Here is a 26420-nt window from a genome sequence, read left to right as displayed (position 1 = left end):
ATAATGGTATCCCTGCCCCTCTTTGGTATACAATAAACGCAGTGAATGAAACAAACTGCAAAGGTTTCTCTCAATACGTGAAAATTAGAACAATATATATTCATTCTAAAAGGAGGAACACCTATGGATGCAAATACGGGACATTCTGCCAAACGAACCCGCAAACGCTGGTTTATGCTTTTCCTATTATTCATACTGACGGCGATAAACTATCTGGACCGGACCAACATGGCCGTAGCCGCGCCCTCTATGAGCGCAGAACTCGGCTTCGACGCCGCTACGATGGGCCTGCTGTTTTCGGCCTTCGCCTGGGCGTACGGCCTCATGCAAATTCCCGGCGGCTGGTTTTTGGAGCATTTCGGCTCGCGCCTCGCCTATGCGGTCTCCTTATTTCTCTGGTCCTTGTTCACCGTGCTGATGGGCTTCAGCAAAAGTTTTGCATCCTTATTCGGCATACGGATGGCAATCGGCGCCGCCGAAGCACCGGCCTTTCCGACAAACAGCCGCGTCGTCGCCGCCTGGTTTCCCGCCAAAGAACGGGCGACAGCCACGTCGATTTACACGGCCGGCGAATTCATCGGCCTGGCCTTTTTAACACCCTTCCTGTTTTGGATATTAGAACACCACGGCTGGCGGGAAATCTTTTACATTACCGGCGCTATCGGCATCGTCGCCAGCGTTTTCTGGTATTTTTTATATAGAGATCCGAAAGAATGCCCCGGCGTCAATGAAGCCGAGCTGGCCTATATCCGCGACGGCGGCGGCCTGGCCGAAAAGGCAGGGGCATCGGCTAAAATTTCCCGGACCCAGGTCTTGGAATTGTTTCGCCACCGTCAACTCTTAGGCGTCTACCTCGGACAATTCGCCAACACGAGCACCATGTATTTCTTCCTCACCTGGTTTCCTACGTACCTCATCATGGCCAAACAGCTTCCCATGCTGAAAGCCGGCCTGTACGCCGTCATTCCCTACATCGGCGCGCTGTGCGGCGTCCTCCTCGGCGGCTACTGGTCTGACGCCATGCTGCGGCGCGGCGCTACCTTGTCCAAAGCGCGGAAAACGCCGATCATCTGCGGCCTTCTCTGTTCGATGACGATTATGACAGCCAACTATGTAGATTCCTTGAATGCCATCATCGCCATCATGTCCATCGCTTTCTTCGGTCAAGGCATGGCCGCTATCATTTGGAGTACAGTCGGCGATATCGCCCCCGTCGATTCCATCGGCCTGGCCGGCGGCGTATTCAATTTTATCGGCAACTTAGCCGGCATCATTACGCCTATCGTCATCGGCGTGATCCTGCAGATGACCGGCTCCTTTGTCGGCGCCATGATCTTCATCAGCTGTATCGCCGCCATCGGCATTTTTTCATTCATTTTTATTGTCGGAGACATTCACAGACTAGAAACAGTTTCAAAAGAATAAGTACAGCAACCTAAGAAAAAGCAGACTCGTCGACAGAGCCTGCTTTTTTTCATATAGAACTCCTATGCCAGTGGGCCAATACAAAATTACGGAACCGTTCCACGACGGGCAGCAAATTGGCCTGCCGATTGACGGCCATAAAAAGGTACCTCGCTTCAATTGGGTCGGCAATGGGAATACGGTCTAACGAATAGTACTGCAAGGTGTAAAAATTGGGAACAATAGCTACGCCGTACCCCATGGCGACAAAGCCGGCCATGGCGTTATCTTCTTCGATGTGGCACACGACGCGGGGATGGCAGTCGGCGTCTTCCAGCAAGCCGGTAATTTTTTTATACAGGCCGCTGCTGGGCGTAAAGGAAATGAAGGGGTAAGGTTCCAATTCTTTCAGCGATACAGAGGCGCGGTTGCTGAGCGGATGCCCTTTAGGTACGACGACTACCAATTCTTCTTCGGCAATCGGATAAAACAATACGTCCGGCTCATTTTCCACAGCCGAACAGAAGACGATATCCAGCGTTTCCTCTTTCAAGGCCCGAATAAGGCTCGTCGTCGTGCCTTGCTTAAAATCGAAGGAAATATCCTTGTTGTCGGCAATTCCCTGAAATTGCGTAATCATTTCCGGCACGGTCAGATATCCCATCGTATACACAAAGCCCAGCGTAATATTTCCCTGGTCAGGCCGCGTATAGGCCTTCATAATTTGAATGCCCTTCTCTAATTCTTGAAGGGAACGGGTGATATAGGGAAGAAAAATGCGGCCGTACTTGTTCAAGAAAATATTACGGCCTCGTTTTTCAAACATTTGGATTCCCAATTCCTTTTCCATTTCACGAATGGCCCGGTTTAAACTCGGCTCCGTAATGTATAGCTCTTCCGCTGCCTTGCGGTAATGCTCCGTTTCGGCTAATTTCACAAAGTATTGCAGTTGCTTTAAGTTCATAAGTACCTCCGCATTGTACATAAAACGCATATATAAACTAAAATTCCTTCTATCAATAGATGCTATGTATTCATTTCATTGCAGTCTTCTATTAATCAGCCCGCTGTCATAAGCCGAATCTTTTCTGCGTCGTTCTTTTTATTTATGATATCGGCCATCCTCTTTCTGGCGCCATCGCTGCATACTGCGCCGGTGTTCCGCATGGTTAAGCCATATGCAGGCGCAAAGACCACCGTATGGCCGACATATCCTTATGCGTTAATTGTATCATTTTTAATAGTCTTTTTAAACTGTTTTGATTGATTTTTGGAAATTGTTCTATTAATTATCTTCTCATATAATAATGGCGAGAGAAAAATTAGTTAGTTTTTTCACAATCCATTCACGTTATATAACTATCAAGGAGGAATCTGGTTCATGAAACAGAACTACCCGCACGTGTTTGAACCGCTTACGGTAAAGCGTACGACCTTTAAAAACCGCGTCGTCATGCCGCCGATGGGTTCTAACTTAGCGACCTTGTCCGGCGAAGTATCGGAACAGATGAAAAAATACTACGGCCTTCGCGCCCGCGGCGGCGCAGCCGTCATTACCGTCGAAAACGCCTGCATCGATTATCCCTTGGCGACAAACGGTACCAAGCAGCTGCGCATCGACAACAATCAGTTCATTCCCGGATTATACGAATTAACGGAAGAAATCCACAAGTACGAAGCCTTAGCGTCCATTCAGCTGAATCACGCCGGCGCTTCAGCCTACCCGGAACGGCTGAACGGCCTCCAGGCCGTATCGGCATCGTCCGTTCCGTCTAAAGCTGGAAATCCGGCGCCCCGCCCGCTGACAAAAAGAGAAATTCTCGGCATTGTAGACAAATACGCCGAAGCGGCGCAGCGAGCCGTACAAGCCGGCTTCGATATGGTAGAAATCCACGGCGGCCATTCGTACTTGCTCGATCAGTTCTTGTCACCTTACTACAACAAACGGACTGACGAATTCGGTGGCTCCTACGAAAACCGGGCCCGTTTCGCCCGCTTAGTCATCGAAGCGGTCCGCAAAGCCGTCGGCCCCTGGGTCCCCATTTCCTTCCGCATCTCAGCCGACGAATTCATCGAAGGCGGCAATACCTTGGAAGATACGATGAAGCTTCTCGAATACATCGAGCCGGAAGTCGACATCATCAACGTTTCCGCCGCCATCAACGATTCTATCCAGTATCAGATCGACAAGTGCGATTTGCCTGACGCTTGGCGCGCCTATCTGTCCGAAGCGGTAAAAAATAAGTTCGGCAAGCTGGTCATCTTATCGGGCAATATCCGCGATCCGCAAATCGGCGACGACGTCATCGCCCAAGGCAAGACGGACTTCATCGCCATCGGCCGCGGCCTGATCGCCGATCCGGATTGGCCCCGCAAGGCACAGGCCGGAAAAACAGACTGCATCCGCAAATGCATCAGCTGCAACATCGGCTGCGCCGACCACCGCATCGCCAAATCCCAGCCCATCCGCTGCACCATCAACCCCAGCGTCATCGACGGCGAAGCATACAAGAATAAACAGGTCACGCGGGACATCCACGTCGTAGTCGTCGGCGGCGGCACGTCGGGCTTGGAAGCAGCCTGCACAGCTGCCGAAGCAGGCTGCCGCGTCACGCTGCTGGAGCGGGAAGGCGAAATCGGCGGCCTGGCCCGCAAGATCGCCCGGTTCCCCGAAAAGAGCCGTATTGAAGATTTCCCGGCCTACTTGGAAAACCGCGCCGCCCAGCTGCCCAACCTTACGATTCACCTGAATACGACGGCAACGAAAGAGCTGCTCGACGAATTAAATCCGGATATTTTATACGCCGCTACGGGCTCCAAGCCGATGCTGCCGCCTATCGAAGGGCTGCGCGAGCTGACCGATGCCGAAGGCTCCAGCGTAAAATCAATTTACGGCTTTATGGATAACATTCCCTATTTCGAAAAGAACGCCGAAGGAAAGAATGTCGTCATCATCGGCTGCGGCGCTGTCGGCCTCGACGTCATGGAATTTTTCACCCTGCGGAAAGCGCACGTCACGATGATCGAAATGATGCCGTCCTTCGGAAAGGACGCCGACGTCGTTTCCAAATCGACCTTTAAGGATCTGCTGGCAACCCATCCCGTAGATATGCATCTGAGCACAGCCCTGCAAAAGGTATGCGCCGACAAATTTATCGCCTCTCACGACGGCCAGACAGAAGAATATCCCTTCGACTACGGCTTCATCTGCATGGGCCTCGTGCCGGACATTCCGGAAGGCAATCCCTTCCAGGCATACGCTGCGGAACACGGCATTCCCTTCTGCAACTTCGGCAACAGCCGCAAGACCGGCCAGATCATCCATGGCACAGAAATAGGCCGTAATATTTTAAGCGCCATCGACCAAATCGGCGGCTTCGACAAATAATTTTAGATTTACAGCTGCCGCAGCGCTTAGCGGCAGCACATATAAAATCGCTTATTTTTCTGCCGTACGATGTGAATTTTAGTACATACTCAATCATTTTATAACACATTTAGGAGGACTTACATCATGGGTAAAATTGCTATCACTGAACGCGTAACAGGACACACGGAATTAATCGGCTTAATCGCCTATCCGATTCGTCACAGCATGTCTCCGACCATGCATAACGAAGCTTTCAAAAAATTAGGCCTCGATTATGTATACGTCTGCTTTGAAGTCGACAATTCGACGCTGAAAGATACGGTACAGGGACTGCGGGCTATGAAGGTACGCGGCTGGAACGTCTCCATGCCGAATAAGGGACCTATTACGCAATACCTCGATAAGCTGTCGCCCGTTTCCGAAATCGTCGGCGCCTGCAATACCGTCGTCAACGATAACGGCGTCCTGACCGGCACGATTACCGACGGCACCGGCGCCATGCAGGCCCTGAAAGCGGAAGGCGTCGAATACGTCGGCAAAAAAATGGTCGTCATCGGCGCAGGCGGCGCGGCTACGGCTATCGAAGTACAGGCAGCCCTCGACGGCGTCCGCGAACTGACCATTTTCAACCGCGACGACGAATTTTACGCCAACGGCGAACGGACCGTCCAAAAACTCCGCGAACGGACGGACTGCATCGTCAACATCTATCCCTTGGAAGACCACGCGAAATTGAAAGAAGAACTGGACAGCGCCGACATCTACATCGACAGCACGTCCTGCGGCATGAAACCGCTGGAAGACGTCGTCGCCATTCCCGATAAGAGCTACCTCCGTCCCGATCTCATCGTCATGGACACGGTCTATGCGCCGCGCCAGACGAAGCTCATGCAATGGTGCGACGAAGTAGGCTGCAAAAACTTCAACGGCCTCGGCATGATGCTCTATCAGGGCGCAGCCGCCTTCAAGCTCTGGACCGGCAAGGAAATGCCCGTCGATTTCATTCGCGACGTATTGTTCTAATACGGATCGCTGACTGCAAAGGAGATTTCCATGGAACATACACATTCATACCGTCCCCTGTGCCTCAGCCTGTACCTGAACTACTTTGTACACGGCATCGGCGTCATCATTCTGGCTCAAAATATGGACTCCCTGGCCGCCCGCTGGGGGAGCATTGCCGACGTAGCCTGGGTTATTTCCATGCTCGGCATCGGCCGCCTCATCGTCCTGTTCGTATCGGGCAAATTATCGGATAAATACGGCCGCAAGCCCTTCGTACTTCTCGGCATGGCGACGTATATCGCCTTCTTTGTCGGCATCCTGCTCAGCCCGACGTCCGTCGTCGCCTGCGTATTCGGCATATTAGCCGGCATTGCCAACTCGTTCTTAGACGCCGGCACCTATCCGGCCCTCATCGAATCGTACCCGGAAAGCGCCAGCACGGCTACGGTGTTATTAAAGGCCTTCATTTCGGCCGGTCAGTTCCTCCTGCCGCTGTTCATCGGCATCCTCATGGCCACCGAATCCTGGTACGGCTGGTCCTTCGTCGCAGCAGCCATCATCATGGCTTTCAACATTCCCGTCATGCTGAAAATGTCCTTCCCGTCGATGAATCCAGCACAGGAAGCAGCGAAAGACGGCGGCGAAGCAGCCGCGGCCTGGATTCCGAAATCCAAATGGTACCTTGAAGGCATTGCCTTCGTCGTCTACGGCTATATTTCTCAGGCTACGTTCTACCTCATCAGCCAGTGGCTGACGAAATACGGCGTAGCCGTCGCCCAGATGTCCGATATGGCCGCCCGTTCCCTTATCAGTTACTATTCTGTCGGCTCCTTGGTCTGCGTATTCTTCACGGCCTTCGTGACGAAAAAAGGAATCCGTCCCATTACCCTACTCGTAGCGTATACGCTGATTTCCACGCTTTCCATCAGCGGGCTGTACTTCATGCCGTCGGGTACGCTGGCCCCCATACTCTCCTTTATCGTCGGCTTCTCCGCCGCCGGCGGGGTCATGCAGCTCGGCCTGGTCATGATGACGGAAATGTTCCCGAAGGGCAAAGGCACGATGACCGGCATTTTCTATACGACCGGCTCGATCGCCTCGTTTACGATCCCCGTCGTAACGGGCTACATGGCCGACAGCGGCATCAACAGCATCATGGGACTGGACGCAGCCATCGCCTTAGCCGGGTTCATCATTGCCTGCGTCATTTATATACGCTACAATAGCGTCATGAAAGAAAAACCTGCACAATAGTCAAACACAGCTTACAGGAGGAATATATTATGGTAAAAATTGGAAACGTCGCCCTCGACAACGGCATGCCTAAAATCTGCGTCCCCATCGTCGGACGCTCCGTCGAAGAATTGGTACAGGAATGCCGGTATCTGCAAGACAAAATGTACGACGTCGTCGAACTTCGCATCGACTTCTTAGCAGACGTCATCTCCCTGCCCGCCGTCGGCGAAGCCCTGGCAGCCGTCCGCAGGGAGCTCCCGAACAGCGCTCTCTTGTTTACCTTCCGCACGAAGGAAGAAGGCGGCGAAACAGCCGTACCGGAAGCATATTATTTTGAATTAATCCAGTACGCCGTCGCCAGCGGCAAGGTCGACGCCGTCGACGTGGAATACTTCCGCAATCAGGACAGCATCCGCCAGACCCTGGCCGTCGCCAAGGAACACGGCGTCACCGTCGTCATGAGCAACCACGACTTCGATAAAACGCCGTCATTTGAAGAAATTACGGAACGCTTGATTGGCATGAAAAAATTGGGCGCCGACGTAGCTAAATTGGCCTGCATGCCGAATTCGGCCAAAGACGTGCTCACCCTCTTATCGGCAACGGAAGCAGTCAAATCCCAATACCCGGACGAACCGATCATCACCATGTCCATGGGCAAATTAGGCGTAATCAGCCGTATCAGCGGCGAAATCTTCGGCTCGGCCCTGACCTTCGGCTCGGCCAAAAAAGCGTCCGCTCCCGGCCAGCTGGAAGTCACTGCGTTGCAGCAAATTTTACGAGCTCTCCATTAATCTCTAATCTCTATCGGAATACTACAGCAAAAGGGGCTGCCCTGCCGCAGCCCCTTTTGTCTGTACATGTCCGACTATGCTCTTTGTCTTCATGTGGTATAATAAAAAATATCGCCGCCATGATTACGCATATGGTAAACTAGATTGTGTTACTAGCAGGAGGAAATTTTACATGGGCAAGATCGCCGTTACCGAACGCGTCACCGGCCATACCGAACTCATCGGGCTGATTGCATATCCGATACGCCACAGCATGTCGCCGACGATGCACAACGAAGCGTTCAAAAAATTAGGCTTAGACTACGTATACGTTTGTTTTGAAATTGATAACTCAACCCTGGAAGACACGGTAAAGGGCCTGCGGGCCATGAAAGTCCGCGGCTGGAACGTGTCCATGCCCAACAAAGGGCCAATCATACAGTATCTCGATAAACTGACTCCCGTATCGCAAATCGTCGGCGCCTGCAACACCGTCGTCAATGACAACGGCGTCCTGACCGGCACCAGCACAGACGGAACTGGAGCAATGGAAGCCTTAAAAGCCCACGGCGTCGAATACGTAGGGAAAAAAATGACCGTCATCGGCGCAGGCGGAGCCGCCTCGGCCATTCAGGTACAGGCCGCCCTCGACGGCGTACGCGAGCTGACGATCATCAACCGAAAGGACGCGTTTTTCGAGCAGGCAAAATCCATCGTCGGCAAATTGCGCGAACGTACGGAATGCATCGTCAACCTGTACGACTTAGCCGACACGCAGCGCCTCCGCCAAGAGCTGGACAGCAGCGACATCTATATCGACGCGACGCCCTGCGGTATGAAGCCCCTCGAAGGCATCGCCTCTATTCCCGATAAAACCTATCTCCATCCCGGCCTCGTCGTCATGGACACGGTCTACGCGCCGCGCCGGACCAAGCTACTCCAATGGGCGGAAGAAATGGGCTGCCACAACTTCAACGGCCTGGACATGATGCTGTACCAAGGTGCGACAGCCTTCAAGCTCTGGACCGGCAAGGACATGCCCATCGACTTCATCCGCGACGTGTTATTTTAAAGTATCCGCTACAGTCCATTTCACTATAGCCATAATAAATAAAATCCCTTGGACAGCCTCCGCGTATAGTTGGCCTCTAAGGGATTTTATTGTTTTTATATGGTTTCAATAAGATGCACCAAATCATTCAGCACGTCTTGTATATCTTTATGATTCGGCATGGTATAGTCGGCAGCACCCCGGTATAAGGCGATGCGTTCGTCATATAAATCATAGACCTTTTGCTTGCCGTCTTTCAGCAAGGGCCGGCTGGCTACGTCGACGTCGGTTACGATATCGTCGGGAGAGCGGTCCAGGAAAATGACGACGCCGGTCTTCTTGAATATTTCAATGTTGACGCTGCGCTTTATGACACCGCCGCCGCAGGCGACGACAATGCCCCGCTTAGCGGCCAGCGTCTGCGTCGCCCGAATCTCTGCGTCCCGGAAGCAATCCTCGCTGACAGCGAACAGTTCGGGAATCGTCTTGCCTTCTTGTTCGACGATGACGTCGTCGGCGTCGTAAAAATCGCGGCCAAGCCGTTCGGCCAGGGCCTTTCCAAAGGTCGTCTTGCCGCTGCCGGGCATTCCGATAATGATGATGTTGGTATCACGATTCATAGTACGATTCCATCTCCTTCGCAATTTCTTCGATAACAGACGAAGCGATATCTCGTCCCATCCAAATTTCCTCCGAACCGATAGCCTGGGCGACCAGCATATACATGCCGTTCAGCACGCGGGCTCCGTGACGCCGGGCAATCTGCAGTATCTGCGTGTCCTTCGGATTGTATACGATATCGACGACAGCCGGGAACTTGGCGATAGCCCCTTCGGATACGGGACAGCCGGTTACGTCGGGAAACATGCCTACAGGCGTGCAGTTGACCAATAAGTCGCCGTTTCCGTTCTGTTCAAACTGGGCGTAGCTGATAATATCGGCTCCCAAGCTGGCAGCAAAAGCATCGAAGTCCGTTTTCGTATGAGGATTTCTCGATACGACGGTAATGCCAGCCGCATCCTGATCCGCCAGGTATTGAATAATCGCCCTGGCGCCTCCGCCCGATCCCAATACGACGCAGCGTTTGCCGGCCGATTCGATGCCTGCATGGTCCAGGGACCGGCCGAAGCCGTAGTAATCCGTGTTGTAGCCGAAGGCTCCTTCCTCGGTAAAGTGGATCGTATTGACTGCCCCGATGATGCGGGCTTCCCGGGAAATATCCGTCAAAAACGGCATCACGTCTAATTTATAGGGAATCGTAACGTTCGCGCCGGTGTATCCTTCATCGCGGAGGCGCTGCAATTCCTTTTCGATATTGTTGCGGTCCATTTCCAGTACGCCATATTCGTGCTGGCCCTGCATCTGCATGATGCGGAAAAATTTATCGTGAATAGCCGGCGACGCCGTATGTCCTAATTTAGCTCCGATTACACCTAATTTCATCTGGATTTCCCCCTCTGTCGGATATATAATTTCCTAAAATTTTAAAATAATTGCAGTGCTGCGCCAGGTTATTCAGTACTCTTGCCGTGACGGGATTGCGCAGGTTGCCCATGACGTCGATGTGGAAAAAGTACTCGAAGGGACGTCCCTTGATCGGCCGGGACTCTAAATGCGTCATGTTCATGGCGTTATAAAAAAAGTGTCCCAATACATGATACAACGCGCCGGGCTTATGCTGCGTCGTCAGGACTAGCGTAATCTTATCCATTTCATCCGATTCTTCCGCATCGGCCGAGACGATGAAAAAACGGGTGTAATTCATGGTATTGTCATTGATATGAGAAGCCAATACCTGCAAGCCGTACATGTCGGCCGCCGTCTTATTGGCAATAGCGCCTAAGCGGATGTCCTGCTCATCTCGTATTTTCTCAGCGCTTTGGGAGGTGCTGAAATAGGGATGCAGCTTCCAATCGTGATATTTTAAATAATTGCGGCATTGGCTCAATCCTTGCGGATGAGAATAGATTTCTTCAATATCCTGCAGCGTCGCGCCGGGCAGTCCCAATAGATTATGTTCAATTTTGATGTATTTTTCGCCGACAATGTGGCAGTCGTAGCGATGGATTAAATCGTATACGTCTGTAATGCCTCCCGTCGAGGAGTTTTCAATAGGCACGACGCCGTACCGTACCTCCCGGGTCACGACGGCCTGGATTACGTCTTCAAAATGGGAGCCGTACACCGGCTGGATAGCCTGTCCGGCAAAATAAGCCTGCATCGCGTCGTAGGTATAGGACCCGGCCAGGCCGAAGCAGCCTACGGGCATTGCGTTTCGTTCTGTATTTGCCATGTATTCAGTCTCCTTATTTCGTCAGCATCACGTCGAGTATGGCCCAGCTTGCCGCCGCCTCGATAACCGGCACGGCGCGCTGGACGATGCAGGGATCGTGCCGCCCCTTGATTTCCAGCGTGCAGTTTTCCTGCGTATCCGTATCTATCGTTTCCTGCAGGCGGCTGATGGACGGCGTAGGCTTGACGGCGACGCGGAACAGAACGGGCATGCCGTTGGTAATGCCGCCGTTGATGCCGCCGTTGCGGTTGGTCTTCGTCTTGACGGCGGCCCCGTCGTAATAGAAGGCGTCGTTGGCCCCGGAGCCGCGCATGGAAGCCAGGGCGAAGCCGTCGCCGAATTCGATGCCCTTGACGGCCGGCACGGAAAACATCATATGGCTCAAGGCGCTTTCGATGGAATCGAAGAAGGGATTCCCCAATCCGGCAGGCAGGCCCGTAATCATGCATTCGATGATTCCGCCTACCGAGTCGAGGTCGCCCTTGGCCGCCATGATTTCCCCTTCCATTGCAGCTTGCTTCGTCTTGTCCAATACGGGCAGGGTTTCTTGTTTCAGCGAGGCAAACAGCGCTTCATCCTCGCCCAGGGGATGAAAGGACGCGTCGCGGACCGAGCCGATTTGCAGGATATGGGCGCCGACGGCGACGCCGCGCCGCTTCAATATCTGTGAGGCCACTGCGCCGGCAAAGACCAACGGCGCCGTCAGGCGGCCGGAAAAATGCCCTCCGCCGCGGAAGTCGTTATATCCGCCGTAGCGGATTTTGCCGCTGTAATCGGCATGACCGGGCCGCATGATATGGCGCAGCTGGTCGTAGTCCTTGGAGCGGTGATCGCCGTTGCGGATGACGGCGCACAGGGGCGTCCCCGTCGTATAGCCATTGAAAAAACCGCTCTGCACTTCAAAGGCATCGGCTTCGGAACGAGCCGTCGACATAGCGTTTCGCCCCGGCGCGCGGCGGGCCATTTCCGTCCGCACGGCATCCCAGTCGATGGCTTCTCCTGCCGGCAGGCCGTCGAGGACGGCCCCGATAGATACGCCGTGGGATTCGCCGAATATGGTCAGGGCGGCGGACCGCCCGAATGTATTGTTCATGCCTTATTCCTCCACTCTGTATATCCCGCCGAGTTTGGCAAAATCCTGCCAGAAATCAGGATAGGATTTGCGCACGCATTCGGCTCCTTCGATGATCAGCTCGCCGCTGCAGCGCTGCGACGCAATGGCCAGGGCCATGGCGATGCGGTGGTCGTTCCAGCCGCTGACCCGGCCGCCAGTAAGAGTACCCACGCCATGTATGATGAGACCTTCCGGTTCTTCTTCGATTTCTGCGCCGATCTTGTTCAGCTCCGTCGCCATGGCATGAAGCCTGTCGCATTCCTTCAGCCGAACGCGACCGGCGTGAATGATGCGGGTAATGCCTTCGCCGCACGTCGCCAGCACGGCCAGGGCCGGTACTAAATCGGGGCAGTCCTCGACGTCGATAACCCGTCCGAACAAATTCGACGGGCAGGCCGTCAATTCCGTCTTTCCTTCGATTTGACCGCCCATGCTGCGGATAATCGATACGATGACCTTGTCGCCCTGCGACGAGTCGGGCCGCATCCCCGTGCAGCACACGGCTTTTCCCAGCGTCCCGGCGGCCAGCCAAAACGCCGCCTGCGAATAATCGCCTTCTACGACGTAGTTTCCCGGCTGATACTGCTGATTGCCCCGGATGTGATAGGAGCCGTTCCATTCCTTGTCGATGCTTACGCCGTAACGGCGCATGCAGTCGATGGTCATGTCCACATAGCTTGCTGATTCCAGCGGCGTCGTGCTCTGCAGCAGCGAGTCGCCGTCCAGCAGCGGCAAGGTCATAAGCAGGCCCGTAAAAAACTGGGAGCTCACGTCGCCGGCCATGGTATACCGGCCGGGAGTCAGCTCGCCGCACACCGTAAGGGGCAGCGCGCCTTCCGTCGTCGTATAGGATATATGCTTTTCATCAAAAATAGCGTAGTACGGGTCCAAAGGCCGCTGCGCCAGCCGGCCTCGTCCCGAAAAGGTAACGGTATTTCCGCTGAGAACGGCAAGGGGAATGAGAAACCGCAGCGTCGATCCCGACTCGCAGGCATCGACTGCCAGCGGCCCGTCCTGCCGCTTCAATCCGCCTTGAATGCGGTACGCCACCCGTCCCGGGCGAGCCGACGGAATTTCTTCCATATAGGCTCCCAAGGCCTCTAATATGCGGCGCGTCGCTTCAATATCCTGCGACAGGGAAATATTGTCGACGACGCTTTCGCCTTCGGCTAAGGCCGCGCAGATGAGCTCGCGGTGGCCTATGCTCTTGGAAGACGGCGCTTCTACCGTTCCTTGCAATGTATGAGGCGTAATGACTAGATTCATTTGGATCCTCTCTTTCGTATATACTTAGGAAGATCTTCCGCTTTTAACGGCAGCAACCGTCCTTGTCCCAATTCTTTTAAAATAATCAGCGTCATGTTGTTGCCGCGCATTTTTTTATCGTTGCTGATATAGGGGAATAAATCGTCGGCTGAAGCAGCCACATCGACGGGCAGGCTGTACTTTTTCAGCACGCTGCGGAGTCGGTCGCTTGTCCCGGCTTTCGTCAGCCCCATGTCTTCCGTCACCGCCGTGAGCATAGCCATGCCGGCGGCAACGCCTTCGCCGTGAGTATAATAACCGTAGCCGTAGCAGCCTTCGATGGCATGTCCGATCGTATGGCCGAAATTGAGCATCATCCGTTCTCCCAAATCCAGTACGTCCCGTTCTACCAGACGTGCCTTGCTGGAGCAGCATCGCTCGATAATTTCTTCCCAATGGCCGAAAATCGTCTCATCGTCTAGCCGTTCCAGCAGCTCAAATAGAGCGATATCGTGAATACAGCCGTATTTGATCACTTCGCCCATACCGTCGTGGATAAACCGCAGGGGCAGCGTCCGGAGCAGTTCCGGGTCGATGAGGACGCCTTTGGGCTGGTAGAAGCTGCCGGCCTGGTTTTTACCGCTGGGCAGGTCGATGCCGACCTTGCCGCCGACGCTGCTGTCTACCTGGGCGATAATCGTCGTCGGAATCTGGATAAAGGGCACGCCCCGCAGGAATGTAGCCGCGGCAAAGCCGCCCAGGTCGCCGACGACGCCGCCGCCGAAGGCGATAATATAGTCGCTGCGCGTAATGCCTGCATCGGATAATTCCTGGTACAGCTGCAGGAGGGTCTCGGCGCATTTATATTTTTCCCCGGCGGGAAAGACGATGCGGCGCACGTTGTAATGCTCCTTGCGCAGGGCCTGTTCCAGCCGGTCGCCGTACAAGCCGTCGACCGTCGTGTCGCTGATGACGGCGAGGGTCTGCGATTTCGTCAAATTGCGGACGTACTCCCCGGCCCGGTCCAGCAGGCCGTTTTCGATATGAATATCGTAGGAATCTTTTCCTAAATCAATGTGTATGCTTTTCATGAACTAGTTCCCTTCTCCGCATGGCGGCTTGCTGCAAATACTGCGTAATGGCCGGCGTGTCTTCCCGGCGGAGCATGTCGGCAAAGGTCTGCAGGGCGTCGCCGAAGCGGTCGATTTCGTACAAGAGATTTTCTTTATTGGATAAAAACAGTTTTGTCCACAGCGTTGCGTTGATATCGGCGACCCGCGTTCCGTCGCGGAAGCTGCCGGCCACGAAAAATTTGGTCATCGGGCTCATGGCCTCGCTGTTGACTAAGGCCGTAGCCAGCACGTGAGGCAGGCTGCTCGTGTAGGCGATGAGCTTGTCGTGCTCCTCCGGCGATACGGTGACGACGTGGGCGCAGCCTAAGGCATAGGCCATGGCCCGCACCCTGCCGATGTGTTCCGCCTTATTGGCCGGGCTCGGCACGATGATGTAATTCGCGCCGTCAAAGATTTCCGCCTGCGACATACCGTAGCCCTTGCCTTCCCGGCCGGCCATGGGATGCCCCGATATGAAATCGACGCCGTCCGGCAGCATTGCTTCGATGGTCCGTGCCATGTCGCCCTTGATGCCCGTCACGTCCGTCAGGACGCGCCGGCCTTGAAATGAGCGGCGTTGCTGCGGATAAACTCCATCATAGCGTCGGCGGCCATGCAGAAGATGAGCATGTCGGCCTGAGCCAGAAATTCCCCGCCGGCCCGATGGCCTTCGTCGATCACGCCGTCAGCGAGGGCCGCCTGCAGCGCCTTCTCGTCGACGTCGACGGCAAGAATCTTCGCCGCGCCCAGGCGGCGCAGTCCCTTAGCGTAGGAGCCGCCGATGAGGCCTAAGCCGATAATTCCGATTGTCTGTTCCGTTGCAAAATTGCAGTCTCCCTGTTCCATCATATCCCCCTCGGTCTGCCGTTATAATTCCCGGCCAACGATAGGCGCCAGCTGGCGCAGCGAATCCATGAGCCGGGCAAACATATCCGGCGTAATGGACTGGGCCCCGTCGCACAAGGCCTTGTCCGGATTATTATGTACTTCGATCATGACGCCGTCCGCTCCGGCGGCGATGGCCGCCTTGGACAGCGCTTCGACCATCCACCGCTTGCCCGTCGCGTGGCTCGGGTCTACAACGATAGGCAGGTGGCTCTTATGCTTGACGGCCAGCACGGCGCTGAGGTCCAGCGTGTTGCGGGTGTACGTTTCAAAGGTGCGGATGCCCCGTTCGCAGAGGATGACGTTGCGGTTGCCGCCGGCCATGATGTATTCTGCCGACATGAGCCATTCTTCGATAGTTGCGCTGAGGCCGCGCTTGAGGAGGACGGGCTTGCGCGTCTTGCCGACGGCCTTGAGCAGCTCGAAATTCTGCATGTTACGGGCGCCGATCTGAATGATGTCGACGTCGTCTTTCAAGAATAAGTCGATTTTGTCGGCCGACATGATTTCCGTGACGACGGGCAGATGGGCTTTCTTCCCTGCCTGGCAGAGCATGTCCAGCCCCTTGTCCTGGAGGCCCTGGAATGAGTAGGGCGACGTGCGGGGCTTGAAGGCGCCGCCGCGCAGCATCGTCGCGCCGGCGTCCTTGATAGCCTGGGCTACGCCTTCGATCTGCTCCGGCGTTTCTACGGAGCAGGGGCCGGCGATGACAGCCAGTTTCTTCCCGCCGATCTGTACGCCGCCGACATCGATGACCGTATCGGCCGGGTGAAAGGTGCGGCTGGCCCGCTTATACGGCTCTTCTACGCGGATGACCTTGTCCACGAATTCATATCCTGCGATTTGCTCTCTATCGATAACCGACGTATTGCCGACTAATCCCAATATCGTTTTGCGCGCCCCCTTGCTGACGTCGATTTGAACGCCTTTGGCCTTGATGGAACTCATTAACATATCGACGAATTCCTGCGGAGCATGTTGTTTCAATACGATAATCATAAATAAAAGACCCCCATTTCATCATAAAAAAAACAGGCTCACATGAGCCTGTCCCAAATGCAGTGTCAAAAGGTATGTGCAGGTATCTTATATTCCCCCTGCCGCTAAGCGATACGATTTGCCGAAGTTTCTTCTCATGCGGATGTCATGCTTATTCAATTCGTCGCAGCAAAAATAGCCAGCGCTAAAATAAAAATAGCCCCAGCTAAAGTATGTAAAGACGTATTCAATTGCATGGTTCACGAAGGATAGATTCTTCATGGCGATGCCGCTCCCTTTTGCAATATGCTGTATAATAATGCCATTATATACTCCCAAAAAGCCTCTTGTCAAGACGAGATACCTAATGTTTTTCATCGGGCAGGCCGTAAAATTGTCCTTTTGCCCTGAAAATATTTACAAAAGCTAAGTCTATGATATAATATGCTATAATTCGAGTATTAACCGCCAAAAGGCCTGCCCGGCCGAAACTGCTTGCAGGAGGGAATAGTATTATGGCAATGCAAATTGAATTCATCAGAAAACTGCCGTCGCCGCAGGAGCTTATGGAACAGTTCCCCATCGACGACCGCATCCGCAGCATCAAAGCGCAGCGCGACGAGACGATCCGCCGCATCCTGACCGGCGAAGACGACCGCTTCTTGCTCATCATCGGGCCCTGCTCAGCCGACAACGAAGACGCCGTCGTCGACTACGCCCATCGCCTGGCCGCCGTGCAGGAAAAAGTCGCCGACACCATCTTCATCATTCCCCGCGTCTATACCAACAAGCCGCGTACCATCGGCGTAGGCTACAAAGGCATGCTCCATCAGCCCGACCCGGAAGGCAAGGAAGACATGCTGGCCGGCATCATCGCTATCCGGGAAATGAACGCCCGCATCGTCCGCGAAACGGGATTCACCTGCGCGGAAGAAATCCTCTATCCGGAAATCTACCGCTACTTGTCGGACCTCCTGTCCTACGCCGCCGTCGGAGCCCGCTCCGTCGAAGACCAGCTCCACCGCATGATCGCCAGCGGCGTCGGCATTCCCGTCGGCATGAAAAACCCGCCGTCCGGCGATATCTCCGTCATGCTCAACTCCATCGCCGCTGCCCAGCACTCCCAGGAATTCCTGTTCCGCGGCTGGGAAGTCCGCACCAAAGGCAATCCCCTGGCCCACGCCATCCTGCGCGGCTACGTCGACAACTTTGGAAACAGCCTGCCGAACTACCATTACGAAGACCTGCACAACCTGCTGGAAGCGTACGCCGAACGGAAGCTGGCGAACCCGGCCGCCGTCATCGACACCAACCACGCCAACTCCGGCAAAAAATATCTGGAACAAATCCGCATTGCCAAGGACGTCATGCACAGCCGCCATATGTGCCCAGACATCCGCACCCTCGTCAAGGGCCTCATGATCGAAAGCTACATCGAAGACGGCAGCCAGAAAATCAGCGAAGGGACGTACGGAAAATCCATCACCGACCCCTGCCTGGGCTGGGAAAAGACGGAACGGCTCATCCTCGAGCTGGCCGACCTCGTATAACGTCAGACAGAAACATCCCCGCAATTCCTCGTGTCAGAGGAACTGCGGGGATGTTTTTTCATGCCTGTTAAATGGAATTGAGAAGGATATATCCCTTGCCGCGCAGAAACGTTTCCGTTTCGGGCTCGCTGGTCTTGAATACGGCTACGGGCGTCGACGTCTGGCGGTTGTACGAAATGTATAAGTAGTCAATCGATACGTTCGCTTCCTGCAAGTTGGACAAAATGCCGTCCAGCGTGCCCGGCGCGTCGGACATGTCGATGGCCAGCACCTTGTCAAGGCGGCATTGGTAGCCGGCGTCCTGCAGGGCCTTCAGGGCATTGTCCGGGTCCGTCACGATGAGGCGGATGATGCCGAATTCGGCGCTGTCGTTGGCCAGCATCGTATAAATATTGATGTGGGCCTGGGCCAGGACCGACGTGATGCGGCGCAGGGCGCCCTTCTTATTTTCGGCAAACAATGAAATTTGATTCAGCATGATAAGTCCTCCATTCCTCCACAAAAAAAGCAGGCTGCCATGAGCCTGCTCGAATCCATCCGTATGATGCTATACGCCGCTGAAAACGGGTTCCGCCGTCTTCCTTATGCCCATGTCTGCATTGTCCCTATCGCATTTTTCGTAGCCGAAATAGCCGGCGCTAAAAAAGCTCCAGCTAAAGTACGTAAAGGCAGATGCAATTGTCATAGGCAAAGATGACAAAACCTTCATTTAGATGGTCTCCTTTGTGTAATAATTAAAATTTGTTGGTGCCATTGTATACCTAAACGAAGGTTCTTGTCAAGAAAAATTTAATTTACACCCTACCAGGCTGGCGGCGTCGACGGCGTAACGACGCGGAACGTATAGCCCTGCTGCTTCAGCATGGCGATGATGGGCGGCAGGGCCTTGACCGTCTCTTCATGACCGGCAGCATCGTGCATTAATATGATGAGATGCGTATTTAAATACGGTCTGGCCACCAGCTGGCTCCGCAGGTTTTCCACGGCCTTCGCCGCCGTTTTGCCCGTGCCGTCGGCATCGCCCGTCAAGGCGTTCCAGCCGATGTCGACGTATCCTATATCCTGAATCGCCTGCCAGTATTCCTTCGTGAAGTGGCCGGCTGTACCGCCCGGCGCCCGGGAAATGACCGGCCGGACGCCGATGATATGGTAAATCATCTCTTCCGTTTTCAGCAGCTCGTCTATATAGGCCTGGGGAGAGCTGTATAATTTTTTGTAGTCGTGGCTGTACGAATGGACGCCGATGGCATGGCCCGACTGATATATGCGGCGCACCACGTCGGGATAGCGGCCTACGTTCCGCCCGGTCAGGAAGAACGTCGCCCGTATATGCTCACGCTCTAAGATATCCAGTATTTTCTCCGTATTCGCCCGGTTCGGCCCGTCATCAAAGGTCAGGTAGGCGACGTGGTCGCCGTAAAAGTAAGAACGCTTCGCGCCGTACGTCTGCGGCAGCCCTTTGGCCCGGCGTTCCCGCGTCGTATACCGGTCGTATACGGGCAGGTCGTTGTCCGCCGGCGGCAGGGAAAATGCATCTCCTACGTATACCTCCTTGGCTTGTCGTTCAAAGGGCAGGACGACGGACCGCACCCGGTCGAAGGAATGGCTCATGACGTGCATCGTAAGGCCGGCCGAAGCCAGGATGACGATGAGCACGCAGCCCAAGGCTAATTTCAATTTTGCTATCATATACTGTAAGCGCTTTCTTTCTATCTAGGTTCGTAGGAAACGTACTGGCGAATAGTGCAGGCTTCCCTGTAGCCGTCGGCCAATACGCTGGCGACCAGTCCGAAATCTTCCATTTCGTCCAGCAAGGCTTCCGTCATGCGGTGCTGCACGGCGTTATACCCCGTGCAGAACAAAATGCGGGCGCAGGGCATGCCGCGGAACATGCCGCGGGGATGCTTGATGAGCTTGGCCAGCATGGCCGGCGTAATGACGGCGCCCTGAGACCGGCCCATGATCATCGTCGCCGTTTCAATGCCCTCTACCTTTTCCGGCAGGAGCGAGTTTCCCAGCATTTGCAGGTTCAGCACGCCAATAATCGTATCGCAGTTTACCGGGACGGGCACGTCGTCGGGAAGAGGCGCTTTCAGCCATTTGCCCTTGGCCCCGTCGCCTTCGATGAGGATATACCAGGCCGGATGCCGTACCTTGAGCTGTTCGATGACCTTCGGAGGCAGGCCTGCGTAGCAGTCGTTTCCATCGAGGCCCCAGAACCAGGCCGGCACGCGGCCGTCGGCAATGCGGGCTGCACAGAACGCTTCTCCTTTTTCGACGTCGGACGTGCAGATGACGTCGAAGGTCTCTACGTTATCGATGTAAGCGCTGTCCATAGGGACGGTGCTGCTGATCATGATGGGCAGCTTGCTGTTGTGGCCGTATTTCCCCAGCCGTTCCAATACAGTCGTCTTGCCGCCGGCCCCGACGATTGCCGTAATGCCCGGCTTCAGCATGCGCAGCCACCGATTATCTTGATACATAGACGAATCTCCTCCTTTTGATGATGCCCTTTATCTTTTTCCGGCCTTCTGCAGCTGGGCGCTGCGGCCTTTCCACGCTTCCTTAATCAGCTTGCGGACCATGTCGACAGTCAGGCTCCGCCGTTCCTGCTCGGAACAGGTGCCGTAATTGGCAAAGTCCAATTCCTCGCTGGCCAGATGGGCCACGTTTTCCCGTACGGCCATTCCCTTTTCCGTCAGCTCCGCGCTGGCCGTTTCGGCAATAGCAGCGACGCCGGGCCGGCCGCCTACGACGACGCGCCATTCGTCATCCAGGGCCGCTACTGCTCCCGTCAGGTACGGTTCGTCCGTCGGCAGCTTGCGATAGGCCGCAAAGGCCGTGTATACCTCTTCCTTTGCAATGACGACCTGCGAAACCATCTCCCGCATCGGCGGGCAGGGAATATAGTCGACGAGGTTCATGCGCCCCTTTCCTTCCAAGACGACGTCGACGCGCAGCGACATCAGCACGGGCAGTACGACGGAAAAGGGCGCCTTCACGGCGACGACTCCGCCAATCGTCGCTTTCTTTTCGTCGGAATTCTTGATATCCCGAATACACCGGCATATGGCGCCGCCGGCGATGGCCTGCACGACCGGCGATTTCTCCAAGTCGGCCAGCGTCGTCATGGCTCCGATAGCCACTTCGTCGCCGGCGTCGCGGATATACCGCAGCCCGGCCTTCGATAAGTCGACGATGAGGCCGTAATGGTCTTTCTTGTATTTTAAGCCCTGGGCTCCAGCCAAAAATACGGCGGAAGCAGCGTCGCGGTATACCTGGTACGCCTCTTCCGGGCTCTGCGGTACTGCAATCGTATCACTTGTAACCAAACTGGGTGCATCTCCTTTCTTGTTTATATATATTCGCTTTATCTTGTCTTTTTATTCATATGTGCCGCCGGCAGCCACATTGGCGCGGCGGACATCCAGGGCAAAGGAACCCCTGTTGCTTTCCAGAATTTCATCTATGACGGCGTCGACGCCGATTTCATCGCACAGGTCCAGCTCTTCCTTATAGGCCAGGATCGGCATGAGCAGCTCGACCGTCGTGCCGTCAGCCATAGTCAGAGCCCCCAGCTCGCCTTCAAACTGGACGATGATGACGCCGGACAAGTCCGTCATCGGCGAAAAGGGCTCGCACGTCTCCGTATTGGGCAGGATAAACCCATAGGATATCCAGATTTGATGCACGTGGGGAAAGCGCCCCAGCTCCATGAGCATCCAAATCGGCCAGGCCGCGGCGTCGGTCAGGGCGACGTCCATCCCCTTGCCGAAGGGCCAGTCTGCCGGCAAAATCATGCACAGCTCGCCGTACACCTCGTGGCCCATTTCCAGCCTGCCGGCAGGGTAATGCATGGGAACGGCGCTCATCCCTATCGTATGCAGGAGATAAAAGGGCTCCTCTACGGTCGGGTACAGCATTTCCACGCTGATGGGAATCGGGCTGGCCGTCGTGTCGGAAAAAACCTTCCATTCGCGGTGGGGAAACAGCTTATGAAAGTAGTCCTGCACCTGTTCGCCGTACTCGCCGTGACGAAGCGGCATGGGGCCGGCGTCGTTCATGGCGAAAAATCGCGAAGGTCGTTGTTGTATATCTATGCGCACTGTATCCCTCCTCACCAGTTCAGTCATATTATAGCATAAATGGCGGCTATATCCTATGTATAATATCCACATAGGAACGAGGCAATCGCGTCAAACTCGAAGGCCCCTCTTCGCAAACCGCCGTTTTATTGATACAATCAGATTATATTCATGCAAAGGAGGCCACACCTATGAAAATACTGAAAAAAAATCTGCGCGTCGCCGTCGTGCAGGCGTCGCCGGTCATGTTTGACAAGGACGCGACCCTCGATAAGGTCGTAAGCCAAATCGCCGAAGCAGGAACGCACGGCGCCGAACTCATCGTCTTTCCCGAATCCCTCGTCCCCTGCTATCCCTACGGGCTGACCTTCGGCTTCAACGTCGGCAGCCGGTCCGAAGACGGCCGCAAGGACTGGAAGATATACTACGATAATTCCGTCGTCGTCCCCAGCGCCGACACCGACCGCATCGGCAAGGCCGCCAAAGAAGCCGGCGCCTATGTCAGCATCGGCATTACGGAGCGGGACAGCACAAACTATTCCCTGTACTGCACAAACCTCGTCTTTTCTCCCGACGGCAAGCTTGCCGCAAAGCACCGCAAGATAAAGCCGACGGGAGCGGAACGGTATATTTGGGCCGATTCGCACGACCCCGACACGTATTTTCCCATCACGGACACGCCGTGGGCCCCATGGGCGCCCTTATCTGCTGGGAAAATTACATGCCCCTGGCCCGCGTCGCCTTGTATCAGCAGGGAGTCTCCCTGTATCTTGCTCCTAATACCAACGACAATCCCGAATGGCAGGACACGATCCGGCACATCGCCATCGAAGGCCACTGCTACGTCATCAACGCCGACCAGTACTTTACGAAGGCCATGTATCCTGACTCGCTGTTGGCGAAAGACGAAATCGCCAGGCTGAAAGACGAAACGTGCATCGGCGGCAGCTGTATTATCGATCCCTACGGCCACTGCGTCATCGAGCCCGTATGGAATCAGGAAGCCATCATCTATGCCGACCTCGACATGGACGCCGTGCCGATGAGCCACATGGAGTTCGACGGCGTCGGCCACTATGCGCGGCCCGACATTTTAGAGCTTACCGTCCGCGACGGGAAATAAATCCGTTTCCCTTACCACAGCGCCGTCCCCGCCGCCAGGCCCAGCCAACAGAATAAAAACGCGCCGACAACATTCAGGCCGCCGTACAGCAGGGCAAAGCCCATCTCGCCGGCCCGGATAAAGGTCAGCAATTCCATATTAAAGGTGGAAAAGGTCGTAAAGCCGCCGAGGACGCCTGTGACGGCAAAGAGCTTCACCGACGGCGGCAAGTCGGCCTGGGCCTGAAAATACATCATGAGCAGGCCGATGAGAAAAGAGCCTATGATATTGACCAAAACAGTCCCATAAGGGAAGGCGACGCCGCCGTGCGCGTTGGCAAGGAGCGTGACGGCATACCGCAGAGCGGCTCCGATGCCGCCGCCGACAGCCACGGCCAGTATATGCTGCATCATAAAAACCACTTCCTTAGTTTAGCGTATGACGTCCCTATTGTACCACGTTTTACTGCTCCATAAAATAGGAAAGGGCATAACAATACGCTGTGCCCAGCCCATAAATCCCTTGTAAAAGGGCAGGAAATATAGTAAAATGACAATGAATACATATGCCGCAGGCTAACAAAATTTATTTACGCAAAGGGATGACGCTATGAAAACACGATGTGTGGAGCTGAGTCAATTCGAATCTGAATTGCTTATCGCTTTTATGAACCAGCCTAAAGATACGCCGATTTCAGCAGGCTTGTGCCGTACGATTTACCGCCGCCTGGAAGGCCATCCGGCCTTCGCCCAAAGCCGCGTAAACGTATATGAAAAAAGCGGCGGCGCCGTTCGCGCCGCAATGGCTCAAAAATAAGTATACCCACGCTCATTCCCCCTCTGACGAGCTGCTGCACGTACGCCTTTGGCTGCTGCGGCAGCTCGTCTTATATTTAGATACCCCTTCAACAACACGGGAGGCCTTCATGAACCAAGACGACATCATCATCCGCGCGGCTTCGCCTGAAGACGGCGCAGCCCTTCTGGCGATTTACGCTCCTTATGTGCAGCATACCGCCATTACCTTCGAATACGCCGTTCCCAGCCTGGAAGAATTTACGGGCAGAATCGCCGCGACGCTGACTAAATATCCCTATCTCGTCGCCGAGCATCAGGGATGCCCTGCAGGCTACGCCTACACCGGGCCCTTTTCCGGCCGCGCCGCCTACGACTGGTCCGCCGAAACGTCGCTGTACATACGCCGGGACTGTCGCCGCCAAGGAATCGGCCGAAAGCTGTATGAAGCGCTCGAAGCCGTCTCGAAGGCGCAGCACATCGTCAATTTGAACGCCTGCATCACCTGTCCCGACGCCGACGACGAATACGTAACGCGAAACAGCGTCCAGTTCCACGCTCATATGGGATACGCCATGGTCGGGATCTTTCACAGCTGCGGCTACAAATTCAGCCGCTGGTACCACGTCGCCTGGATGGAAAAGTTTCTCAGCGACCATCCGGCCGTTCCCGAACCGGTCATCCCCTTTCCCGTCCTCCGTCCCAGGCTGCGCCGCATCCTGAACGGGCAAGAATAAAAAAAATCGTCCCTGCGCGATGGGCTTTCTCCTTGCCGGAATACCTAGTAAGGAAAAAACCTATCGCCGCGAGGACGATTTTTTTTATATCTCTATGCCGTTATTCGGCCATGGACCGTTCCAAGCGTTCGGCAATGGCCTTGCCTGTCGCCGTCTTAGCCAGGCCGCCGTCGGACGTTTCCTTCAATGCAACGGGCATCATCCGGCCGATTTCGTTCATCGCTTCGATGACTTCGTCAGGCGGAATGACGCTGCGCACGCCGGCCAGGGCCATTTCGGCCGCCGTAATCGCCAGGATAGCGTAGCAGGCGTTGCGCTTGACGCAGGGAACTTCGACCAGCCCGGCTACGGGGTCGCAGGCCAGCCCCAGCGTATTTTTCATGCAGAGGGCGAAGGCCTGCAGTATCTGATCGTTCGTCCCGCCGGCCATTTCAGCAGCTGCGGCGGCAGCCATAGCGGCAGCCGTACCGCATTCGGCCTGACAGCCGCCGACAGCGCCGGCCACGGAGGCGTTGCGCGATACGACGGCGCCGACGCCGGCAGCCGTAAACAGGGCGTTGACGCTCGTTTCCGTATCGACGTCCAGCTCTTCGGCTACGGCTGTCATGACGGCCGGCACGATGCCGCAGGACCCTGCCGTCGGGCAGGCGACGATTTTAAACATCTTGGCGTTGGCTTCGCTGACCGCCAGGGCGTAGACGGCTGCTTTCTTCGCCAGCGGCCCCAGCAGCTTCGGCGCCGCTTTCAGGAGCTTGTCGGCATCGCCGCCGACGAGGCCGCTTACGGATTTTTCCGTATCGCTCAAGCCGGCGTCGATAGATTCCTTAAATACGGCCAGCCGGCCTTCCATGCGGCTGCGTACGGCTTCTTCCGTCTGTTCCGACGTTTCCATTTCGTGGCGCACGACGACTTCCGACAAAGACAGGTTGTGTGTTGTCGCCGCATCCATCAGTTCGTGAAGGGTTTTATATTCGTACTGGTACATATCCTATCCTCCTATAACGGCAGCAGCGTGACGACGCTTTCAATTCCGGAAATATTCTGAATCATGCTGACCATTTCCTGCGGAACCGGGCTGTCCGTGCAGACAATCATAACGGCCGACGCATTTTTAGCGCTGCGGAATACGCGCATGTTCGATACGTTGATGTGACCGATAGCCAAAATCGTCGTGGCCTGGGCGATGACGCCGGGCTTATCGCGATGCACCGTAATCAGCGTATGCTCTTCGCCGCTGAGCAGGACGCCGGCGCCGTTGATCTCGCGGATTTCCATTTTGCCGCCGCCGAGGGACACGCCCAGCACTTCCATCTTCTTTCCCGTCTTGCCCGTCATGGCGATGCGCACCGTGTTGGGATGGTCTACCTCCGCTTCCGAGCGCTGAAATACGACATTCATCCCCTGCTGGGCTGCCAGGTCAAAGGATGTGCGCAGGCGGACGTCGTCGGCTGAAAAGCCTAGTAATCCGGCGACCAGGGCCTTATCCGTGCCATGGCCCTTGTACGTCTTGGCAAAAGAGCCGTATAAGGTAATCACAGCTTCTACAGGCTCATCCTTCAGGATTTCCCGGGCCATGAGGCCGATGCGGGCCGCGCCGGCGGTGTGAGAACTGGACGGACCGATCATGACCGGGCCGACTACATCAAAAACTCCCATACTATACCTCCTTGTACTCTTACCTATATG

Annotated in this window: 27 protein-coding genes and 1 pseudogene; 10 read left to right on the top strand and 18 right to left on the bottom strand. The window is 55.2% G+C overall.

Going from position 1 to position 26420, the window contains the following annotated elements:
* Window positions 1-123 precede the first annotated feature (123 nt).
* Complete coding sequence (locus CJ260_RS09150) at window positions 124-1425, top strand: MFS transporter (RefSeq protein WP_095629970.1); 1302 nt, start codon at window positions 124-126, stop codon at window positions 1423-1425.
* A gap of 49 nt (window positions 1426-1474) precedes the next feature.
* On the opposite strand, the gene CJ260_RS09145 is transcribed toward CJ260_RS09150, so the two are convergent.
* Entirely contained in the window at window positions 1475-2368 is an 894-nt protein-coding gene (locus tag CJ260_RS09145; RefSeq protein ID WP_158221393.1) for a LysR family transcriptional regulator, read from the bottom strand.
* A gap of 417 nt (window positions 2369-2785) precedes the next feature.
* Here CJ260_RS09145 and CJ260_RS09140 point away from each other — a divergent pair, with 417 nt between their 5' ends.
* The 5 genes from CJ260_RS09140 to CJ260_RS09120 all read left to right on the top strand — a co-directional run bounded on the left by CJ260_RS09140 (window position 2786) and on the right by CJ260_RS09120 (window position 8860).
* Complete coding sequence (locus tag CJ260_RS09140) at window positions 2786-4792, top strand: FAD-dependent oxidoreductase (RefSeq protein WP_095629968.1); 2007 nt, start codon at window positions 2786-2788, stop codon at window positions 4790-4792.
* 126 nt (window positions 4793-4918) lie between these two features.
* Window positions 4919-5797, top strand: coding sequence for a shikimate dehydrogenase (locus tag CJ260_RS09135; protein WP_095629967.1), 879 nt, complete (start codon window positions 4919-4921; stop codon window positions 5795-5797).
* A gap of 30 nt (window positions 5798-5827) precedes the next feature.
* Window positions 5828-7033: an MFS transporter gene (locus CJ260_RS09130; protein WP_095629966.1), complete on the top strand. Its 1206-nt coding sequence runs from the start codon at window positions 5828-5830 to the stop codon at window positions 7031-7033.
* A gap of 29 nt (window positions 7034-7062) precedes the next feature.
* Window positions 7063-7809 carry a type I 3-dehydroquinate dehydratase gene (gene aroD / locus CJ260_RS09125; protein WP_095629965.1) on the top strand — a complete coding sequence of 249 codons (747 nt, stop codon included), beginning with the start codon at window positions 7063-7065 and terminating at the stop codon, window positions 7807-7809.
* A gap of 172 nt (window positions 7810-7981) precedes the next feature.
* The gene (locus CJ260_RS09120; protein WP_095629964.1) at window positions 7982-8860 is read left to right on the top strand and encodes a shikimate dehydrogenase; all 879 of its coding nucleotides are present in this window, start codon (window positions 7982-7984) and stop codon (window positions 8858-8860) included.
* Between the two features lie 95 nt (window positions 8861-8955).
* On the opposite strand, the gene CJ260_RS09115 is transcribed toward CJ260_RS09120, so the two are convergent.
* From CJ260_RS09115 to aroF, 9 genes are read right to left on the bottom strand one after another with little or no spacing between them, the layout of a single operon-like run.
* Window positions 8956-9459, bottom strand: a complete 504-nt coding sequence (locus CJ260_RS09115; protein ID WP_095629963.1) for a shikimate kinase — start codon at window positions 9457-9459, stop codon at window positions 8956-8958.
* A complete protein-coding gene (locus CJ260_RS09110; RefSeq protein ID WP_095629962.1) occupies window positions 9449-10282 on the bottom strand; it encodes a shikimate dehydrogenase in 834 nt (277 codons plus the stop codon). The genes CJ260_RS09115 and CJ260_RS09110 overlap by 11 nt, the downstream gene beginning before the upstream one ends.
* Window positions 10257-11132, bottom strand: a complete 876-nt coding sequence (pheA, locus tag CJ260_RS09105) for a prephenate dehydratase (protein WP_198947439.1) — start codon at window positions 11130-11132, stop codon at window positions 10257-10259. Before pheA ends, CJ260_RS09110 begins: the two co-directional genes overlap by 26 nt.
* A gap of 13 nt (window positions 11133-11145) precedes the next feature.
* Window positions 11146-12225 carry a chorismate synthase gene (gene aroC / locus CJ260_RS09100; RefSeq protein ID WP_095629961.1) on the bottom strand — a complete coding sequence of 360 codons (1080 nt, stop codon included), beginning with the start codon at window positions 12223-12225 and terminating at the stop codon, window positions 11146-11148.
* A 3-nt stretch (window positions 12226-12228) separates the two neighbouring features.
* A complete protein-coding gene (gene aroA / locus CJ260_RS09095; protein ID WP_095629960.1) occupies window positions 12229-13512 on the bottom strand; it encodes a 3-phosphoshikimate 1-carboxyvinyltransferase in 1284 nt (427 codons plus the stop codon).
* Window positions 13509-14582 (bottom strand): 3-dehydroquinate synthase, encoded by a 1074-nt coding sequence (gene aroB, locus CJ260_RS09090; protein ID WP_095629959.1) that lies wholly within the window; start codon window positions 14580-14582, stop codon window positions 13509-13511. Before aroB ends, aroA begins: the two co-directional genes overlap by 4 nt.
* A complete protein-coding gene (locus CJ260_RS13195) occupies window positions 14563-15123 on the bottom strand; it encodes a prephenate dehydrogenase/arogenate dehydrogenase family protein (protein WP_233127943.1) in 561 nt (186 codons plus the stop codon). Before CJ260_RS13195 ends, aroB begins: the two co-directional genes overlap by 20 nt.
* 26 nt (window positions 15124-15149) lie before the next feature.
* Entirely contained in the window at window positions 15150-15452 is a 303-nt protein-coding gene (locus CJ260_RS13190) for an NAD(P)-dependent oxidoreductase (RefSeq protein WP_233127942.1), read from the bottom strand.
* An 18-nt stretch (window positions 15453-15470) separates the two neighbouring features.
* The gene (gene aroF / locus CJ260_RS09080; protein WP_095629958.1) at window positions 15471-16487 is read right to left on the bottom strand and encodes a 3-deoxy-7-phosphoheptulonate synthase; all 1017 of its coding nucleotides are present in this window, start codon (window positions 16485-16487) and stop codon (window positions 15471-15473) included.
* Window positions 16488-16981: 494 nt separating this feature from the next.
* Between aroF and CJ260_RS09070 the strand changes: the two genes are divergently transcribed.
* Window positions 16982-18016, top strand: coding sequence for a 3-deoxy-7-phosphoheptulonate synthase (locus CJ260_RS09070; protein WP_095629956.1), 1035 nt, complete (start codon window positions 16982-16984; stop codon window positions 18014-18016).
* A gap of 67 nt (window positions 18017-18083) precedes the next feature.
* Here the strand turns inward: CJ260_RS09070 and CJ260_RS09065 are convergent, their stop codons facing one another.
* The 5 genes from CJ260_RS09065 to CJ260_RS09045 form a co-directional block, all read right to left on the bottom strand.
* Window positions 18084-18494, bottom strand: a complete 411-nt coding sequence (locus CJ260_RS09065; RefSeq protein ID WP_095629955.1) for an ACT domain-containing protein — start codon at window positions 18492-18494, stop codon at window positions 18084-18086.
* A gap of 323 nt (window positions 18495-18817) precedes the next feature.
* On the bottom strand, window positions 18818-19705 hold the full coding sequence (locus tag CJ260_RS09060; RefSeq protein WP_095629954.1) for a polysaccharide deacetylase family protein: 888 nt from the start codon (window positions 19703-19705) through the stop codon (window positions 18818-18820).
* A 20-nt stretch (window positions 19706-19725) separates the two neighbouring features.
* Window positions 19726-20499, bottom strand: coding sequence for a selenium cofactor biosynthesis protein YqeC (gene yqeC, locus CJ260_RS09055; RefSeq protein ID WP_095629953.1), 774 nt, complete (start codon window positions 20497-20499; stop codon window positions 19726-19728).
* 30 nt (window positions 20500-20529) lie between these two features.
* Entirely contained in the window at window positions 20530-21348 is an 819-nt protein-coding gene (locus tag CJ260_RS09050; RefSeq protein WP_095629952.1) for an FAD binding domain-containing protein, read from the bottom strand.
* Window positions 21349-21399: 51 nt separating this feature from the next.
* The gene (locus CJ260_RS09045; protein WP_233127941.1) at window positions 21400-22122 is read right to left on the bottom strand and encodes a suppressor of fused domain protein; all 723 of its coding nucleotides are present in this window, start codon (window positions 22120-22122) and stop codon (window positions 21400-21402) included.
* A 170-nt stretch (window positions 22123-22292) separates the two neighbouring features.
* On the opposite strand from CJ260_RS09045, the pseudogene CJ260_RS13435 reads away from it, so the two are divergent.
* A pseudogene (locus CJ260_RS13435) lies at window positions 22293-23224 on the top strand (carbon-nitrogen hydrolase family protein).
* Window positions 23225-23235: 11 nt separating this feature from the next.
* On the opposite strand, the gene crcB reads toward CJ260_RS13435, so the two are convergent.
* Window positions 23236-23616: a fluoride efflux transporter CrcB gene (gene crcB, locus CJ260_RS09035; protein WP_232818767.1), complete on the bottom strand. Its 381-nt coding sequence runs from the start codon at window positions 23614-23616 to the stop codon at window positions 23236-23238.
* A gap of 196 nt (window positions 23617-23812) precedes the next feature.
* Between crcB and CJ260_RS09030 the strand changes: the two genes are divergently transcribed.
* Both CJ260_RS09030 and CJ260_RS09025 read left to right on the top strand, forming a co-directional pair.
* Window positions 23813-24019, top strand: coding sequence for a hypothetical protein (locus tag CJ260_RS09030; protein WP_143747176.1), 207 nt, complete (start codon window positions 23813-23815; stop codon window positions 24017-24019).
* 109 nt (window positions 24020-24128) lie between these two features.
* Window positions 24129-24734, top strand: coding sequence for a GNAT family N-acetyltransferase (locus CJ260_RS09025; RefSeq protein WP_198947438.1), 606 nt, complete (start codon window positions 24129-24131; stop codon window positions 24732-24734).
* A 100-nt stretch (window positions 24735-24834) separates the two neighbouring features.
* On the opposite strand, the gene sdaAA is transcribed toward CJ260_RS09025, so the two are convergent.
* Both sdaAA and sdaAB read right to left on the bottom strand, forming a co-directional pair.
* Window positions 24835-25719, bottom strand: a complete 885-nt coding sequence (gene sdaAA / locus CJ260_RS09020; protein WP_087478544.1) for an L-serine ammonia-lyase, iron-sulfur-dependent, subunit alpha — start codon at window positions 25717-25719, stop codon at window positions 24835-24837.
* Window positions 25720-25730: 11 nt separating this feature from the next.
* On the bottom strand, window positions 25731-26390 hold the full coding sequence (gene sdaAB, locus CJ260_RS09015) for an L-serine ammonia-lyase, iron-sulfur-dependent subunit beta (protein WP_087478545.1): 660 nt from the start codon (window positions 26388-26390) through the stop codon (window positions 25731-25733).
* Window positions 26391-26420 lie beyond the last annotated feature (30 nt).

It is taken from the genome of Megasphaera sp. ASD88, from assembly GCF_002287425.1.
Classification (GTDB): domain Bacteria; phylum Bacillota; class Negativicutes; order Veillonellales; family Megasphaeraceae; genus Megasphaera; species Megasphaera stantonii.
The sequence above is the reverse complement of the archived record's forward strand: the minus strand, read 5'-3'. Positions and strand labels throughout refer to the sequence as shown.

Bases quoted from the DNA above. Each gene is read 5' to 3' on its own strand.
- yqeC (WP_095629953.1), bottom strand. From the start codon at position 20,499: ATGTATCAAGATAATCGGTGGCTGCGCATGCTGAAGCCGGGCATTACG.
- CJ260_RS09115 (WP_095629963.1), bottom strand. From the start codon at position 9,459: ATGAATCGTGATACCAACATCATCATTATCGGAATGCCCGGCAGCGGC.
- aroB (WP_095629959.1), bottom strand. From the start codon at position 14,582: ATGAAAAGCATACACATTGATTTAGGAAAAGATTCCTACGATATTCAT.
- pheA (WP_198947439.1), bottom strand. From the start codon at position 11,132: ATGGCAAATACAGAACGAAACGCAATGCCCGTAGGCTGCTTCGGCCTG.
- aroD (WP_095629965.1), top strand. From the start codon at position 7,063: ATGGTAAAAATTGGAAACGTCGCCCTCGACAACGGCATGCCTAAAATC.
- CJ260_RS09145 (WP_158221393.1), bottom strand. From the start codon at position 2,368: ATGAACTTAAAGCAACTGCAATACTTTGTGAAATTAGCCGAAACGGAG.
- CJ260_RS13190 (WP_233127942.1), bottom strand. From the start codon at position 15,452: ATGATGGAACAGGGAGACTGCAATTTTGCAACGGAACAGACAATCGGA.
- CJ260_RS09025 (WP_198947438.1), top strand. From the start codon at position 24,129: ATGAACCAAGACGACATCATCATCCGCGCGGCTTCGCCTGAAGACGGC.
- aroA (WP_095629960.1), bottom strand. From the start codon at position 13,512: ATGAATCTAGTCATTACGCCTCATACATTGCAAGGAACGGTAGAAGCG.
- aroC (WP_095629961.1), bottom strand. From the start codon at position 12,225: ATGAACAATACATTCGGGCGGTCCGCCGCCCTGACCATATTCGGCGAA.
- crcB (WP_232818767.1), bottom strand. From the start codon at position 23,616: ATGATGCAGCATATACTGGCCGTGGCTGTCGGCGGCGGCATCGGAGCC.
- CJ260_RS09030 (WP_143747176.1), top strand. From the start codon at position 23,813: ATGAAAACACGATGTGTGGAGCTGAGTCAATTCGAATCTGAATTGCTT.
- aroF (WP_095629958.1), bottom strand. From the start codon at position 16,487: ATGATTATCGTATTGAAACAACATGCTCCGCAGGAATTCGTCGATATG.
- CJ260_RS09140 (WP_095629968.1), top strand. From the start codon at position 2,786: ATGAAACAGAACTACCCGCACGTGTTTGAACCGCTTACGGTAAAGCGT.
- sdaAB (WP_087478545.1), bottom strand. From the start codon at position 26,390: ATGGGAGTTTTTGATGTAGTCGGCCCGGTCATGATCGGTCCGTCCAGT.
- CJ260_RS09060 (WP_095629954.1), bottom strand. From the start codon at position 19,705: ATGATAGCAAAATTGAAATTAGCCTTGGGCTGCGTGCTCATCGTCATC.
- CJ260_RS09110 (WP_095629962.1), bottom strand. From the start codon at position 10,282: ATGAAATTAGGTGTAATCGGAGCTAAATTAGGACATACGGCGTCGCCG.
- CJ260_RS09120 (WP_095629964.1), top strand. From the start codon at position 7,982: ATGGGCAAGATCGCCGTTACCGAACGCGTCACCGGCCATACCGAACTC.
- sdaAA (WP_087478544.1), bottom strand. From the start codon at position 25,719: ATGTACCAGTACGAATATAAAACCCTTCACGAACTGATGGATGCGGCG.
- CJ260_RS09135 (WP_095629967.1), top strand. From the start codon at position 4,919: ATGGGTAAAATTGCTATCACTGAACGCGTAACAGGACACACGGAATTA.
- CJ260_RS13195 (WP_233127943.1), bottom strand. From the start codon at position 15,123: ATGGCACGGACCATCGAAGCAATGCTGCCGGACGGCGTCGATTTCATA.
- CJ260_RS09150 (WP_095629970.1), top strand. From the start codon at position 124: ATGGATGCAAATACGGGACATTCTGCCAAACGAACCCGCAAACGCTGG.
- CJ260_RS09070 (WP_095629956.1), top strand. From the start codon at position 16,982: ATGGCAATGCAAATTGAATTCATCAGAAAACTGCCGTCGCCGCAGGAG.
- CJ260_RS09065 (WP_095629955.1), bottom strand. From the start codon at position 18,494: ATGCTGAATCAAATTTCATTGTTTGCCGAAAATAAGAAGGGCGCCCTG.
- CJ260_RS09130 (WP_095629966.1), top strand. From the start codon at position 5,828: ATGGAACATACACATTCATACCGTCCCCTGTGCCTCAGCCTGTACCTG.